Annotated in this window: 14 protein-coding genes; 4 read left to right on the top strand and 10 right to left on the bottom strand. The window is 60.3% G+C overall.

The features are described 5' to 3' along the window. Positions 1-18: 18 nt before the first annotated feature. A complete protein-coding gene (locus IC231_RS12890; protein WP_190784884.1) occupies positions 19-543 on the top strand; it encodes a GreA/GreB family elongation factor in 525 nt (174 codons plus the stop codon). Positions 544-619: 76 nt separating this feature from the next. Here IC231_RS12890 and IC231_RS12885 read toward each other — a convergent pair whose 3' ends face one another. Beyond that, positions 620-1555 (bottom strand): D-2-hydroxyacid dehydrogenase, encoded by a 936-nt coding sequence (locus IC231_RS12885; RefSeq protein WP_190784883.1) that lies wholly within the window; start codon positions 1553-1555, stop codon positions 620-622. 141 nt (positions 1556-1696) lie between these two features. On the opposite strand from IC231_RS12885, the gene IC231_RS12880 reads away from it, so the two are divergent. Further along, positions 1697-2290, top strand: a complete 594-nt coding sequence (locus tag IC231_RS12880; protein WP_190784882.1) for a nitroreductase family protein — start codon at positions 1697-1699, stop codon at positions 2288-2290. 37 nt (positions 2291-2327) lie between these two features. After that, entirely contained in the window at positions 2328-3377 is a 1050-nt protein-coding gene (locus tag IC231_RS12875) for a methyltransferase domain-containing protein (protein ID WP_190784881.1), read from the top strand. 78 nt (positions 3378-3455) lie between these two features. On the opposite strand, the gene IC231_RS12870 is transcribed toward IC231_RS12875, so the two are convergent. The 7 genes from IC231_RS12870 to IC231_RS12840 all read right to left on the bottom strand — a co-directional run bounded on the left by IC231_RS12870 (position 3456) and on the right by IC231_RS12840 (position 10858). Then, on the bottom strand, positions 3456-3743 hold the full coding sequence (locus IC231_RS12870; protein WP_190784880.1) for a glycine zipper domain-containing protein: 288 nt from the start codon (positions 3741-3743) through the stop codon (positions 3456-3458). A 184-nt stretch (positions 3744-3927) separates the two neighbouring features. Further along, a complete protein-coding gene (locus IC231_RS12865) occupies positions 3928-6375 on the bottom strand; it encodes an alpha/beta hydrolase family protein (protein WP_190784879.1) in 2448 nt (815 codons plus the stop codon). Between the two features lie 332 nt (positions 6376-6707). Continuing rightward, a complete protein-coding gene (locus IC231_RS12860; RefSeq protein WP_190784878.1) occupies positions 6708-7418 on the bottom strand; it encodes a pirin family protein in 711 nt (236 codons plus the stop codon). A gap of 4 nt (positions 7419-7422) precedes the next feature. After that, complete coding sequence (locus tag IC231_RS12855) at positions 7423-8001, bottom strand: nitroreductase family protein (protein ID WP_185887598.1); 579 nt, start codon at positions 7999-8001, stop codon at positions 7423-7425. Positions 8002-8061: 60 nt separating this feature from the next. After that, complete coding sequence (locus IC231_RS12850) at positions 8062-8781, bottom strand: pirin family protein (protein WP_190784877.1); 720 nt, start codon at positions 8779-8781, stop codon at positions 8062-8064. A 145-nt stretch (positions 8782-8926) separates the two neighbouring features. Then, on the bottom strand, positions 8927-10240 hold the full coding sequence (locus IC231_RS12845) for a serine hydrolase (RefSeq protein WP_190784876.1): 1314 nt from the start codon (positions 10238-10240) through the stop codon (positions 8927-8929). Positions 10241-10315: 75 nt separating this feature from the next. Further along, a complete protein-coding gene (locus tag IC231_RS12840) occupies positions 10316-10858 on the bottom strand; it encodes a hypothetical protein (protein WP_190784875.1) in 543 nt (180 codons plus the stop codon). A 73-nt stretch (positions 10859-10931) separates the two neighbouring features. On the opposite strand from IC231_RS12840, the gene IC231_RS12835 reads away from it, so the two are divergent. Continuing rightward, on the top strand, positions 10932-11846 hold the full coding sequence (locus IC231_RS12835) for a glutamate--tRNA ligase family protein (RefSeq protein WP_190784874.1): 915 nt from the start codon (positions 10932-10934) through the stop codon (positions 11844-11846). A 28-nt stretch (positions 11847-11874) separates the two neighbouring features. On the opposite strand, the gene IC231_RS12830 is transcribed toward IC231_RS12835, so the two are convergent. Next, on the bottom strand, positions 11875-12903 hold the full coding sequence (locus IC231_RS12830) for a T9SS type A sorting domain-containing protein (protein ID WP_190784873.1): 1029 nt from the start codon (positions 12901-12903) through the stop codon (positions 11875-11877). Positions 12904-12964: 61 nt separating this feature from the next. Next, positions 12965-13651, bottom strand: coding sequence for a deoxyribonuclease V (nfi, locus tag IC231_RS12825; protein WP_190784872.1), 687 nt, complete (start codon positions 13649-13651; stop codon positions 12965-12967). Positions 13652-13670: the final 19 nt, after the last annotated feature.

Raw genomic sequence — 13670 nt, 5'->3', positions numbered from 1 at the left:
CATGCGTTAGGAAGGGCCATGAGCCGCGCATTTACCAAAGAAGACGATTCGCTGGAGGCCCCGATTGTGCCGCCACGTGCCCCCTTGCCTGCGAGCACGCCCAACTACGTCACGCCGCAGGGTCTGGAGCAGCTACGCACCGAACTGACCGACCTGGAAGCCAGCCGCGCCCGTGCCGAATCGAACCGCGAAAACGAAGCGGACCGCACCCGGCAGCTGACCATCCACAATGCCCGCATCAGTGCCCTGAATGCCCGGATTGCCAGTGCACGGCTGGTGGATCCGCGCACTCAGCCCCCAAGGGAAGTGCGCTTTGGGGCTACCGTTATGCTGCGCACCCGTAGCGGCGGCATATCAGGAGCAGAGCGGCGCTTCACTATTGTAGGGGTTGATGAGGCATCGGTGGCGGATGGCAAAATAGCCTTTACGGCGCCCATAGCGCGCTTACTGCAGGGCTGCCAGCTGGGCCAGATTGTGTCGTTGCGGCTGGGCCCGAAGGAAGAAATGGTAGAAATAGCTGAAATCCGCTACGAGGGCGGCTGAACGCAGGCGGCGGCTTCCTGGGCGTACTCGCGGTTAACTGATGAGTAGTATTATATCCGGCTTTGGCGGCTCAGAATCAATACCCCTTCTTTAGCGTCACCACGTTTTCCAGCGGTTCCTGTCGTAGCAAGTGCTGGAGGTTGCGCAGCAGGATTTCCACCTTGCCTTCGTCTTCGTGAGGCTGGCCACCGCCGCTATGCTGGGTGAGCAGCACGTTGGGCATCTGCCAGAAAGGATGGCCGGCCGGCAGCGGCTCCTGGGCCGTTACGTCAAGGACTGCGCCGGCCAGTTGGCCGGCCTGCAGCACCGCTACCAGGGCCGGCTCGTCGGTGGTGTTGCCGCGCCCAACGCTGGCATACAGGCCGTGCGCGGGCAGCGCCTGCACCAGCTCGGCAGAAAAGAAGTTTTCGGCGCTGCCCGGCAGGCAGTTTACCACCACGTCGGTTTCGGGCAGCGCAGCTAGCAGCTCTTCTGTAGAATGTAACTGCGCTTTAGGGTCGGTGCGGGCCAAGAACCTGATGTGGCAGCGGAAGCCAGCCAGCTGCTCGGCCACAGCCTGCCCAATAGCGCCACTACCCAGAATTATCACCCGTTTGTTGCGCAACAGCCCCACGCGGCTCCGAATTGGTGCGCCCACCCACGCGCGGCGGCTTTGCAGCACGGCCAGCTCCGGAATATGCCGGTACCAGCCCAGAATGCCCGCTACAATGGTTTCGGCGCAGGGCCACGCAAAAAAGTCGCCGACGTTGGCCACCGGAAAGCTGACGTCCAGGTGCTGGTACCGCTCGATACCGGCCGAATCAATCTGCCAGAACAGGAGGCCGGAAGGCGGGCCGGCGGCAAACCATTCCAACGGTGGATTACCCAACAGTACGTCTGCACGCTGGAAAGCAGGTTGCTGGTCATCAGCAGGAAGTTCCTGCCGGAATACCGGCTGTACTTCGGCCGGTAGTTGGCTGCGCAGCAGCTGCCGCGCGGTATCGTGAAGCGTGGTAAAAACGAAAAGCTGCATACCGTACTCTATCTGAAAAGAACTGCTGTAGGTTGCATATTGCCCCAAAAAGCCCGCATTATACGTTTCAGGCTGTGCTGCAACTCCGGTAACTTACTTCCTGTTCGCAGGTTCTTTACTCCAGTATCAACATTCGCCTTCATGTCGCATCCCACATCCTTCGATACCCAAGAATTCAATCGTCTTATTCGGGCTCGGCGTAGCATTCAGCCTGTGCAGTTCGTGCCGGGGCAGGTCATTCCGGATGATGTTATCGAGCAGCTCCTCGAAAATGCCAATTGGGCGCCCACACACAAGCGCACCGAGCCGTGGCGCTTTGTAGTGTTCAGCGGGGCTGGCTTGCAGAAGCTGGCCGAATTTCAGGCGGCACTGTATAAGGAGCGGGCTGGCGAGAAATTTCAGCAGGGCAAGTATGAGAAGCTGGCAGCCAACCCCTTGCGCTGCTCTCACGTCATTGCCATTGGCATGAAACGCCACGCCGAAGTGCCGGAGGTAGAGGAAATTGAGGCTGTGGCTTGCGCCGTGCAAAATCTGCATCTCTCAGCTACTGCGTATGGTTTGGGCGGCTACTGGGGCAGCGGTGGCATTACGTATCTGGAAGAAGCCAAACCGTTTTTGGGGCTGGGGCCTGATGACCGGCTACTGGGCTTTTTCTCGCTCGGCTATGTGCAGCAGCAACCCGGCAAAAACATCCGCAAACCACTAGCCGAAAAGGTGACCTGGGTGCGGGAATAAGGCCGATACGTCATTTACAGCCTACATTTACTCTTGTATGGAAGAACTCACCCAACACCAGGTTCAGGACTACTACGGTCGCCAGCTGCAAACCCAGCAGGACCTGCAAACCAACGCCTGCTGCACCGACGATATTCCGGCGGAACACAAGCGCATCCTGGCTCAGTTGGAATCTGAGGTGCTGGAAAAATATTACGGCTGCGGCGTGGCTGTGCCCTCGCTGGTAGAGGGCTGCACCGTGCTCGACCTGGGCTCGGGCAGCGGCCGCGACGCCTATCTGCTCTCGAAGCTGGTAGGCGAGTTCGGCCACGTTATCGGGGTAGACATGACCGAGGAGCAGCTGGCCGTGGCGCGTCGCCATATTGATGCGCATACGGCCCGTTTCGGCTACACCCGGCCCAACGTGGAGTTTCGCCACGGCTACATTGAGGACCTGCACACCGCCGACCTGGCCGACAACAGCGTGGACGTGGTGGTAAGTAACTGCGTGCTCAACCTCAGTACCAACAAAGAAGCCACCTACCGCGAGATTTTTCGGGTGTTGAAGCCCGGCGGCGAGCTGCATATTGCTGATGTGTTTGCCGACCGCCGCATTCCGGAAAGCCTGCGCCAGGATCCGGTGCTGTATGGCGAGTGCCTGAGCGGTGCGCTTTACACTGAGGATTTCCGGCGCCTGCTGCACAGCCTCGGCATCCGCGACTACCGCCTCACAGCCAGCCGCCGCCTCACTATCGGCAACCCCGAAATCGAGCAGAAAGTCGGCAATATTAAGTTTTATTCGCTCACGGTGCGCGCCTTCAAGCTCGACCTCGAAGACCGGTGCGAAGACCACGGCCAAGTGGCTATCTACAACGGCACCATTCCTGGCCACGCCCACACCTTCGCCCTCGACGACCATCACCTCTTTGAAACCGGCCGGCCCATGCTGGTGTGCGGCAACACCGCCGATATGGTGAGCCACACGCGCTACGGTGCCCACTTCCAGGTGCTCGGCAACAAGGAGCAGCACTTCGGCCTCTTCCCCTGCGGTCCGGCTCCGGCCACCGCAGCTTCCGATAATACGGCGTCTGCTTCCTGCGGCTGCTAAGCACTAGTGCACTAGCTAAAAAAGGCCCCGTACCAACTGGTGCGGGGCCTTTTTTAGCTAGTGCCGATTTGAATTGCACTAGTCTTTCTTCGAGTATTCCTGGTAGCGTACCGGGTCTTTCTTTTTGTCTTTTTTGCGGCCAATAACGCCACCTGCGGCGGCACCTACTACGCCGCCTACAATAGCACCTTTACCGCCACCTACTACTGCACCGGTTGCGGCACCAGCGCCACCACCAATGGCGGCACCTTTGGCCTTTTTACTCCAGCTTTTCTTGGTCTGGGCCTGTACTTCCGGCGAAGCCACTGTGCTGCCCAGCATAAGTACGGCCGACAGCATGGCTACATATATCTTGAGAGTTTTCATGACGTCTGAGGTTAGAGGTAGTAAACTGAATATGTGCCTTAAAACGCAGACTGTCAGGACTGGGTTACTAGCTGGCCATGATTTTATACTTCAGCTTAACGCGGCTAAGTTTTCTGCTGCAGAACATAAAAAAGCACCCTGAACGACGTGTTCAGGGTGCTTGATTAAGGTCGGGGGCGTTTTGCTAGTTGCCGGGAGCTTCCGTAGCAGTTGGGGCGGTTTCCGCCGCTGCTGGGTTCTTCACGTATTTGTCCAGCCACGAGTTCATTTCCCAGAGCATGTGCATGATGGACTCGCGGGCCGCATAGCCATGCGACTCGGCAGGCAGCACTACGTAGCGCACCGTGGCACCGTGGCCTTTCAGGGCGCTGTAGAACCGCTCACTCTGCATCGGGAACGTGCCGGAGTTGTTGTCGGCCTCGCCATGAATCAGCAGAATCGGGGTCTTGATTTTGTCGGCGTAATTGAACGGCGACATGGCGTTGTAGACCTCTGGTGCCTGCCAGTACGTACGCTCCTCACCCTGAAAGCCGAACGGCGTGAGCGTACGGTTATAGGCACCGCTACGTGCAATACCCGCTTTAAACAGGCTTGAGTGCGCCAGCAAATTGGCCGTCATGAAGGCCCCGTAGCTGTGGCCCATTACGGCCACGCGCTTTGGGTCCACCACGCCCAGGCGCTGGCCTTCGTCGATGGCCGCTTTGGCAGAGGCCACAAGCTGCTCGGTGTACGTGTCGTTGGGCTGTTTGTCGCCTTCGCCCACAATCGGAATGCTGGTGCCCTGCAGCACCGCGTAGCCCTGCGTCACCCAGTATACCGGCGAGCCCCACGAGAGGCGCGTGAAGGCGTAGGGAGAGCCTTTTACCTGGCCGGCGTCTTTCTTATCCTTGAATTCTACGGGGTAGGCCTCCAGCAACGTGGGCAGCGCGCCATCTTCCTTCTTGTAAGCCGGCGGTAGATACAGGTTGGCGGTCAGCTCTACGCCGTCGGGGCGCTTGTATTTGAGCACCTGCTTTTTCAGGCCGCCGAGGCTAGCGTAGGGGTTGGTGAAGCGGGTGAGAGCTACCAACCGGCCACCATGTGTGTCGCGCAGGAAATAGTTAGGGGCCTCATTCACGGCCTCACGGCGCGTCACGAGCTGGCGTTTGCCGGCATCCAGAATCGTGAGCGGCACCTCGTAGTAGGGTGCAGCCGAGCGCCACCAGCGTAGGCTTTTCTTCGTGCGCACGTTCAACTCGTCCACAAAAGGACGGTCGCCTTCCGGCGAAGCTCCCATGCCAAACAGATAGATTGTGCTGCTGGACGCATCGGTGGCCAGCACGGAGCGGCCCAGCGCGTTGCGGGTCAGGTAAGGCGTGCCAGGGTCGGTGTAGGTATTCTGCGACGACCGGTCGAAGAGAACGGTAAGCGAGGTTTTGGTGGCCAGGTCAAGCGTCCACATCGTTTCGTGGCGGTCAGCCCAGCGGTAGCCTTCCACCAGCGCCAGCTTGTCGGTGCCCCAGTAGATTCCGGCGAAGCGCAATGGCAGCGCGGCCAGTTCCAGCGCCGACCCTTCAAACGGAGCAGCGAGAGCAAAAATCTTGTCACGCACGGGAGCGGCCGTTTTCGGGTCACCGCCATCCTGGGCTTCCACCCAGTACACGGTTGCCGGAGCGTCTTCGCGCCAGCCGTGGGCGCGTGGGCCCGTTGGGGCGGCATCAAAGCTGGTGGGTACGTTGTCGGCCAGCGGCAGGTCATCGAGGGTTTTCACCACCGGGCCTTCCATGCTCAACACATCTACCCGCACCGGGAAGCTGCTCACGGGCAGTGTATAGGAGAAAGGACGATGACGCGTTTTTACCAGCACGAAGCGGCCATTCGGTGAAGGCGAGGCCTGCTGAATGATGCCCGGCTCGCCCAGCGGCTGCATGCGGCCATCAACGCCTACTCGCACGGCTTGGGCCAGCGCGAAGTATTGGAACAGCCGCTCATCGGCGGGGCTTTTCAGAAGGTCCTGGTAGGTGCGCGCGGCGGCCGTGCGGCCTTTGTTTTCCTGTATGGTAGGGCCGGTAGGAGGCACCAAAGTCGAGGGCACCTCGCCGCGTCCGCCCACAATGGCGCGTGCAATCAGGTTTTTGCTGTCCGAAACCCACTCGTACGAAGAGCCGAACACGCCGTTCAGAAACAGGTTGGGCACCAAACGCGCCGAAGCCGCTGATACATCGGCCAGCCACAGCTCCATATGGTTGTCCGTGGTGTGCGTGAAGGCAATCCGGGAGTTGTCCGGCGACCAGTTCACCTCGCTGATGCGGGCATTGGCGGGCAACCCCTGCACCAGCAGCTCCTTGCCGTCGGGCAGGCGCTTCAGACGGAGCGTAGTGGCATAGTTAACCCGGCTGGGGCCATTCGTGCGCGGATTAATGCGCAGGCCGGCCAGCCGCAACTCCGGCTGCGACAAATCAGCAATGGCCGGCATATCCTGCACATCCATCATCAGCATCCACTGTCCGTTGGGCGAAATGCTGACCCGCGGCGTTGGTGGAGCTTCGGCCAGCGTCGCAATGGCTTTGGGCGGTAGCTGGTACGGCAGGTCCTGAGCCCGGCTGGCCAGGCCCGCCAGACTTAGGGCAAGCAAGAGGAAAGTTTGTTTCATACTATAGATTGAGCAAACGACTTTGGCCCCGAATTTCGGAATAAAATCCAAGTTACAGCCTATAGTAACGTCATTATCTGCAGGTTGCGGCTTGGTTAAGGACTATTTAAGGAATTAATTGTGGCAATGAAATAGTACAAGCTGAACTATATAGCCTGGCAGCCGAATGCACGCACATAAGTCTTCTTCAACTCGGCGTTTCGAATGCAAATACTCAGGCCCTATCTGTGTCCAAGTGGACCTCTATAAAACAACCTGTCCTGCAAAACAAACTGTCCTGCGGAGGCAGAACCTCGGCAGGACAGTTTGGTGCATAGCGCATGACGCATTGCTCAGTGGTTGATAGGCGCTTCAATCAGGATGAATTTGCTTTCTGCGGAGCATGCTATCTGCACCTCAGCAGTTTCCCAAAGGCCGATACTTTCCCGCTGCGCTACTGCTTGGCCATTCACGGTCAGTTCGCCTTCCATCAGAAAGATAAATACACTTTTGTTGAGCGGATTCAGGGCATACGTGAGTTGCTGGCCGGCATCAAAGTAGCCTAGCGCCAGCTTCGCGTTCTGGTTGATCCAGCAGTGCGCCGTGCCTTCCTCATTACTGACGATGGTGGTCAGTTGGTTGCGGCGCTTTTCGGCCGGGAAGTGGCGGCGCTGGTAGCGGGGTGTCACGTTCTGCAGCTTGGGCTCAATCCAGATCTGCAGGAAGTTCACCTCGTCGTCGCCGATATTGTGCTCTTCGTGGCGCAGACCGCTGCCGGCACTCATAATCTGCACCCAGTCCGTCGTCACTTCCTCCGAATAGCCCAGCGAGTCCTTGTGGTTCATGCGCCCGGCCAGCATCACCGAAATGATTTCCATGTTGGCGTGTGCATGCAGCCCGAACCCGTTGCCGGGCTGCACGAAGTCGTCGTTGAAGACACGCAACAGCCCAAATCCGCTGCGGGCGGGGTTGGTGTAGGGTCCAAAGCTGAGCGAGAAATTGCTTTGCAGCCAGCCGATATCTTTCAGGCCCCGGCTGGCGGCGCTAGTGAGCAGGTGTGGCATGGTGCTAGGCCGGAAGCTGACGATGAAAGGCAATTTCGCCGATGGCTTTGCGCTGGCGCGGCGCCTTCTCGCGGCTCAAAAACGGCTCTTCCAGCTGCTCCGCTTCCCCCTGATACCCCAAGGCAATCATGACGGCGGGCTGCAGGTTTTCGGGCAGCTGGAATGTTTCCTGCGCTTTGGTCCGGTCGAAACCACCCATAAAGTGGCCATGCAGGCCCAGCGCCGTGGCTTCCAGAATCAGGTTGCCGTTGGCCAAGCCCAAGTCGTGGAGGGCGGCTCCGTTGGGAGTGCCGTTGTCGTACTGCGTTTTGGCCAGAGCCAGAATAAGCACCGGTGCGTTTTTAGCCCAGGGCTGGTTGCCGGGCATCAGGCAATCCACCATTTTCTGGAAGTTTTCCTGGTCGGCGTGATGGGCGTAGATATAGCGCCAGGGCTGCTCATTCATGGCGCTGGCGGCCCAGGAGGCGGCTTCAAATACCTGCTCCAGTGTTTCGGGGGCTACGGGGTAGCTGGCAAACGCCCGAGGGCTCCAGCGCTTGCGAATGATTTCGTGGACCGGGTAGGTAGTGGGGGCGTGTTTCATGCGGAGTGCGGCTAGCGCAGAATTCTTGGGATGAACGATGAGTGAGGCGGCCGGAAGCGGTTATTGCGGCAGCTGCATGGGCACTTCCATGAGCAGCAGACGGGCAGAGCTGTCGGCCTGAATGGAAAACGAATCGGTTTCCCACAGCCCGAAACCGTCGCGGCGGTGCAAAGGTTGGCCGGCCACGGTCACGTCGCCTTCCAGCACGAATACATACACGCCATTGCCGGGACGCTTCACCTGGTAGTCGGCCGCAAAGCCGGCATCGAAATCGGCCAGATGGAACCACGCATCCTGATGGATCCAGACACCCGCATCATCGGGGTTGGGCGAAAGCACTTGCTGGAACTGGTTGTGGCGTCCTTCGGGCCCGAAGCTCTGCTGGTCGTAGCGGGGCTGCACGCCCCGCTTGTTCGGAAACAGCCAGATCTGCAGAAACTTCACTTCCTCGCTCTGGCTATGGTTTTTCTCGCTGTGCGCAATGCCGGTACCGGCGCTCATCACCTGCACGTCGCCGCTCCGGATAATGCCGTGGTTGCCGGCATTGTCCTTGTGCTCCAGCGTGCCGGCCAGCGGAATGCTGATGATTTCCATGTTGTCGTGGGGATGGGCCCCGAAGCCCATACCGGCGGCTACGGTATCATCATTCAGGACGCGCAACACTCCGAAATGCATACGCTGCGGATTCTGGTAGCCCGCAAAGCTGAACGTGTGATACGAATTGAGCCAGCCGTGACTGGCGTGTCCGCGGGAAGTGGCGGTATGAAGCAGGGTTTGCATGGCTAGAAGAGTCTAAAGGAAAAGCAGAGTGAGTTGCTGGTTCTGGTTGCAAATATATGTACATACATCAATTGTGTTGCAAAAGTTTATTTCCTTCTCAGATTTTTCTAAAACGCATTGGGGTGGAGCGCTCAGCAGTAAGGGCTTACTGTTTGAGTAGCTGTTTGGAAGCCAACACGCTGCCCTGCGTATCCAGCCATTGTAGCAGGTACATGCCGGGGCGCAACTCCGCTACCGACAGCGTGGTTTGAGCAGCCGGCCAGCGCTGCACCGGCCGGCCTAGCGCATCAAGCAGGCGCAGCTGGCTGCTGCCTGGCAGCAGACCTACCGTCACGGATTCTGCAGTCGGGTTCGGGTACAGCGTTACCTTTTGGGAGGCAGGATAAGCGGCAGCCAGCGGCCGGCACTCAATAGTGGCCATCAGATAGCGCCACAGCTGCGTATCGAAGGCTGAGGTGGCCAGAACGGAGTTATCGGCGGCGCGGCCTTGGCGGACTACCACCAGCCCCTGGCTCGGCACCACGTAGATTTTCTGGTCGTTTTTGCCCAGCGCGGCTATCATGTCAGTGGGGGCGGTGGGCACCAGCGGACCGTTGAAAACCAGTTGCAGCCCCGGTAGCATGTACGAGGACTGCCCATTCAGCCACCACAGGTAGCCGTAGCTGCGGTTGAAGGGTTGGGAAGGAGTAGTCATGCGCCGGAAATAGGCCGTGTCGCGCAGAACGGCCGTGCCGTTCCAGTTGCCGCGGGCCAGCGTGAGCAACCCAAAACGTGCCATGTCGCGGGCCCGGCTGTAATACACGTCGTTCACCCACAGCCCGCTCATGCCAATGCGGGAGGCCAGCCGCTGGTTGGTATACTGGTTGATGGTGAGGCCGCTGGCAGTGGCCAGTACATCCTGCAGCAGGCGGTAGGGGCCGGTATGGTAGGCCCAGCGGGTGCCAGCATCAGCGCGGTAGAGCAAGCAGTTGGGCGTCTGGCTTTCGTTGGTGCAGGGGGCAGGCGGCGTGTCATCGAGGCCGCTGGTCATCGTAAGCTGATTCTGTACGGTGATGAGGCGCTCCTTCAAGGCCGGAGCCGAGGTCCAGCCCCGGCCCAGGTAGCGCGTGGTGCTGTCCTGCAAACTCAACAGACCATCCTGCTGCGCAAGGCCCACCAGCGTAGCCGTGAGCGACTTGCCGGCGGAGGCCCAATACCAGACGGAGTCCTGCGTGTAGGTGCCATAGTAGCGCTCCACCACCAGCCGCCCGTCTTTCAGCACCACAAACGACTTGGTGCCCTTGCGGCCCAGGAACGCCACCAGCGAATCAAGCTGGGGCTGGCACCAGCCCAGAGTTTGGGGCGTGGTACCGGCCCAGGTGCCGCTGGCGGGCGGAAAGTAGAGGGGTGTTTGCTGCGCCCGGCCCGGCAGCACCGGCAGCAGCAACAGAATCAGCAGGAAGCGTAGGACGTGTTTCATAGGGCAACTACGAGTATAGCGGTTGCCGGATGGATACCGAAACGGCGGTTGGGTTTAATGTGGCGTGCAACAAGCCTACCGGCTCAGCACCGTGCCTGTGTAGGAAGTGCCGTCGGCCGTGATGGGGCGGCTGTTGAGGAAGTAGCGCCGCCGGGTGTTGTAGGAGCAAGGGCAGCAGCCGGTGCCTTCTTCGGTGCTGATTTCCAGGTTGCTGATGTCGAACTGACGGCTGGCCAGCGGCACCACCACGCGGTAGCTGGAGCCCAGAAACTGCGCCGCCGTGCTGATTTTGCTGGCAAACAGCAGGTTGAGTGCAATGTCGCGATTGGTGAAGCCGAAGCCCTGGTACAGCCCTTGAAACTGCTGTCGGATGGTGTCGCGGGGCTGGGTGAAATCGGGGTTAGCGTAGCGTACCACGTAGGCCGAGGCTACTTCGGCCTTGCGGAAGCCGTTTTGCAGCGTGTCGGCATCGAGGCGAAACAGCACCAGCTCGTCGGCAAATGGGTCGCAGGCGTCGCAGTCGACGGTGCCGCAGCCGCAGCCGGCCAGGGCGGCGCTCAGCAGGCCGGCGGCCAGTAGGCGGAAGGGTAGTGGGCGGAAGGGTAGAGAGGGGAGCATAGAATAGGAGGAGTGAAATGAATACCGCGCAGTTGCAGGCCACACCGTAATTTGCCGGCCCCGCAATATACCTATGCTGTCTTCAGAACCGATAGTGTCGCGCCTGGCACCCACGCCCAGCGGCTTTCTGCACCTCGGCAACGCCGTCAACTTCACCCTTGCCTGGCTGCTCACGCGGCGGGTAGGTGGCCGGCTGCACCTGCGCATCGACGATTTGGACCGGGCGCGGTTTCGGCCGGCATATCTGGAAAATATCTTCCGGACGCTGCAGTGGCTGGGCCTCGACTACGATGCCGGCCCTTCCGGGCCCGATGATTTTGAGCGCAACTATTCGCAGCGCCTGCACCTGCCCGCGTACGAGGCGGGCCTGCAGGCGGCCCGTGCCGCGCACCCGCACGGGTTCTACGCCTGCCGCTGTTCCCGCACCGACCTGGCCCGAACTGCTGCCACCCACAATCGTTACCCCGGCACCTGCCAGGAACTGGCCCTACCGCTCGATACGCCCGAAACAGCCTGGCGGGCGCGGGTGCCGGCCGATACCCTAATACGCTTCACTGATCTGCAGCAAGGTCCCCTGACTGTACCGTTAGCGGAAGAGCTGGGCGACTTTGTTGTGCGCCGGAAGGATGGTGTGGCAGCCTACCAGGTGGCCTCGGTGGTAGATGATGTGCGGCTGGGCGTCAATTTCATTGTGCGGGGGCTCGACCTGCTGCCCAGCACTGCGGCGCAACTGTGGCTGGCTACGCAGCTGCCAGGGGCCGCGCCATTTCGGCAAACGCAGTTTCTGCATCATGGCCTGTTGCTGGACGATGCTGGTCAGAAACTATCCAAATCCACGCAGACGGGGCAGCAGCGCGGGATTCTGGCCGAGGCTGGCTCGCCTAAGGTAGTATATGCGGCGGTGGCCCGGTTGCTGGAGCTCCCGCAAGCAGCGGGGGAGTCGCTGGGGAGCCTGCTGCAGGCCCTCAACGACTCCCCCGGAATATAACGGCACCGGCCGCAGCCAGCATGCTAAACTATTGCTTCAACAGGCGCGCCCGGCTGCTGCCCAGCTCCGACGTCATGGTGAGCAGATAGGTGCCGGCGGCCATGCCGTCCAGAGGCACCTGCAGCGAAGTGCTGCCCACGGCACTGCTGGCTTTCCATACACTGCGGCCCTGAATATCGGTCAGAGTGAAAGTGGCTGGCTTTTTCAGGGAAGAAAACTCCGCTGTGGCCAGGCTGGAAGCCGGAACCGGACCTACACGGAGCGCAAACTCCGGCGTGGCGGCCGTAGTGCCCAGCACTGACGTACCCTGCAGATCAAACGCCATGTCCATGCTTACAATCGGGCCGGCCGGGTTGCCGGCATCCTGGATAGGGGCCCAGGCCCCGGTAGAACCCGTCTGCTGGGCATTGGCGCCGGGCGTCTGCCGCAGCCCAACCGTTGTGACGGGCACCATGAAATGCGCCGTGGTTCCTGAGGTAGTAGTCGAGTAGCTGACCCAGTACGTGCCGGCCGGCAATGACATCGGGGTAGGCAGCGTGGCCACCACGCGCCAGATTCTGCGGGTGGTACCGGTGGCCGATGGCGCAGGATACAGCGAGTTGAAGATGCGGTACGACAGGGCATCGGTGCTGCTGGTGAAGCGGTTCGTGACCAGGTCGCCGTAGATTACCTGCGAAGTAGCACTGGAGGGCGGGCCGTTCCAGATCCGGATGTAGATAGCCGTGAACGGGGACGTGGTGCCGGCATACCCGGTCTGGTAGCCATACACGCCCACCGAGCTGATGGTCCAGCGTCGGCCGGCCGGCACCGTAAAGTCGTCGGCCAGCTCAAAGTTGCTGCTCTTCAGCGACGAGAAACCAGCGTTGGTGTTGCTGATAGTCGTCACGCCGACGTCGTTTTGTACTTCGCTCCAGGTGTAGCCGGTGGGTGCTGCGGTGCCGTCTTTGGCCGTGGCTCCGGTCGTGAAGCCGCCGTTGGAAAACAGCTGTTGCGCGTGCAGCCCAGTACCAGTCAGGCCGGCAGTGAGGAGTAGCAGGAGGGTAAAGGTTTTTCTCATAAGTAGTTGAAATGATGATGGAAGATGCTCTAATATAGAAACTTCTGTATGGTGTAATATCCTAGAGAAGCTCTTTTTTAAATTCCTCGGCCCAGTAGTCAGCCAGGCGGGTAGGCTCAGGGAGTTTGTAGCCGCGCAGGCAGGCCAGGGTAAGGCGCGTGGCTGTGGCCTGGTCGCAGTGGTGGCCGGGGCTCACAAACAGCGGATTCACCTTGTCTTTGGAGCGGATGACTTCGCCCAGCAGCTCACCGCTTTTGTCGAGCAAAGGCGAAATACTGCCTTTGGTCAGGGAAGGCTCTTGGTAGGTGCCGGTCAGCTTTTGCTTAGCCACCCCAAACGTCGGCTTGTTCAGCAGCACGCCCAGGTGGGCCGCAATGCCCATGCGGCGCGGGTGCGCAATGCCGTGCCCATCCACCATGATGATGTCGGGCTTGTGCTGCAGTTTCTGGTACGCCAGGAGCAGATTAGGCGCTTCGCGGAAGGAAAGCAGCCCCGGAATGTACGGCAGTTCTACAGTGCTGGTATGATAGACCTTCTCCACCAGTTCCAGCGTCGTGAAGCGCAACACCACAAACACCGATAGAATGGTGTCGGAGGTAGGAAACGAAGAGTCGCAGCCGGCAATGAGGGTGGGAGCCTGGGGCAGGGGAAGCAGGCGCACCTGAGCACGCATAGTCTCCTGCAGGTGCGTCAGGTCGCGCACAAGTTGTGGATCGGCGGGCGGGCCGGGCGGGCGGTAGTAAGCCATAGAGCGTAGCAGAAAGAGG

This window comes from Hymenobacter duratus (assembly GCF_014698995.1).
In the GTDB taxonomy this organism is placed as follows: Bacteria; Bacteroidota; Bacteroidia; order Cytophagales; family Hymenobacteraceae; genus Hymenobacter; species Hymenobacter duratus.
Note: the sequence above shows the minus strand (reverse complement) of the source record. Positions and strands in the feature narration are given on the sequence as shown.

What these genes read in the sequence shown, in the direction of transcription:
- IC231_RS12890 (WP_190784884.1), top strand. Translation starts at nt 19, where the DNA reads ATGAGCCGCGCATTTACCAAAGAAGACGATTCGCTGGAGGCCCCGATT.
- IC231_RS12885 (WP_190784883.1), bottom strand. Translation starts at nt 1,555, where the DNA reads ATGCAGCTTTTCGTTTTTACCACGCTTCACGATACCGCGCGGCAGCTG.
- IC231_RS12880 (WP_190784882.1), top strand. Translation starts at nt 1,697, where the DNA reads ATGTCGCATCCCACATCCTTCGATACCCAAGAATTCAATCGTCTTATT.
- IC231_RS12875 (WP_190784881.1), top strand. Translation starts at nt 2,328, where the DNA reads ATGGAAGAACTCACCCAACACCAGGTTCAGGACTACTACGGTCGCCAG.
- IC231_RS12870 (WP_190784880.1), bottom strand. Translation starts at nt 3,743, where the DNA reads ATGAAAACTCTCAAGATATATGTAGCCATGCTGTCGGCCGTACTTATG.
- IC231_RS12865 (WP_190784879.1), bottom strand. Translation starts at nt 6,375, where the DNA reads ATGAAACAAACTTTCCTCTTGCTTGCCCTAAGTCTGGCGGGCCTGGCC.
- IC231_RS12860 (WP_190784878.1), bottom strand. Translation starts at nt 7,418, where the DNA reads ATGCCACACCTGCTCACTAGCGCCGCCAGCCGGGGCCTGAAAGATATC.
- IC231_RS12855 (WP_185887598.1), bottom strand. Translation starts at nt 8,001, where the DNA reads ATGAAACACGCCCCCACTACCTACCCGGTCCACGAAATCATTCGCAAG.
- IC231_RS12850 (WP_190784877.1), bottom strand. Translation starts at nt 8,781, where the DNA reads ATGCAAACCCTGCTTCATACCGCCACTTCCCGCGGACACGCCAGTCAC.
- IC231_RS12845 (WP_190784876.1), bottom strand. Translation starts at nt 10,240, where the DNA reads ATGAAACACGTCCTACGCTTCCTGCTGATTCTGTTGCTGCTGCCGGTG.
- IC231_RS12840 (WP_190784875.1), bottom strand. Translation starts at nt 10,858, where the DNA reads ATGCTCCCCTCTCTACCCTTCCGCCCACTACCCTTCCGCCTACTGGCC.
- IC231_RS12835 (WP_190784874.1), top strand. Translation starts at nt 10,932, where the DNA reads ATGCTGTCTTCAGAACCGATAGTGTCGCGCCTGGCACCCACGCCCAGC.
- IC231_RS12830 (WP_190784873.1), bottom strand. Translation starts at nt 12,903, where the DNA reads ATGAGAAAAACCTTTACCCTCCTGCTACTCCTCACTGCCGGCCTGACT.
- nfi (WP_190784872.1), bottom strand. Translation starts at nt 13,651, where the DNA reads ATGGCTTACTACCGCCCGCCCGGCCCGCCCGCCGATCCACAACTTGTG.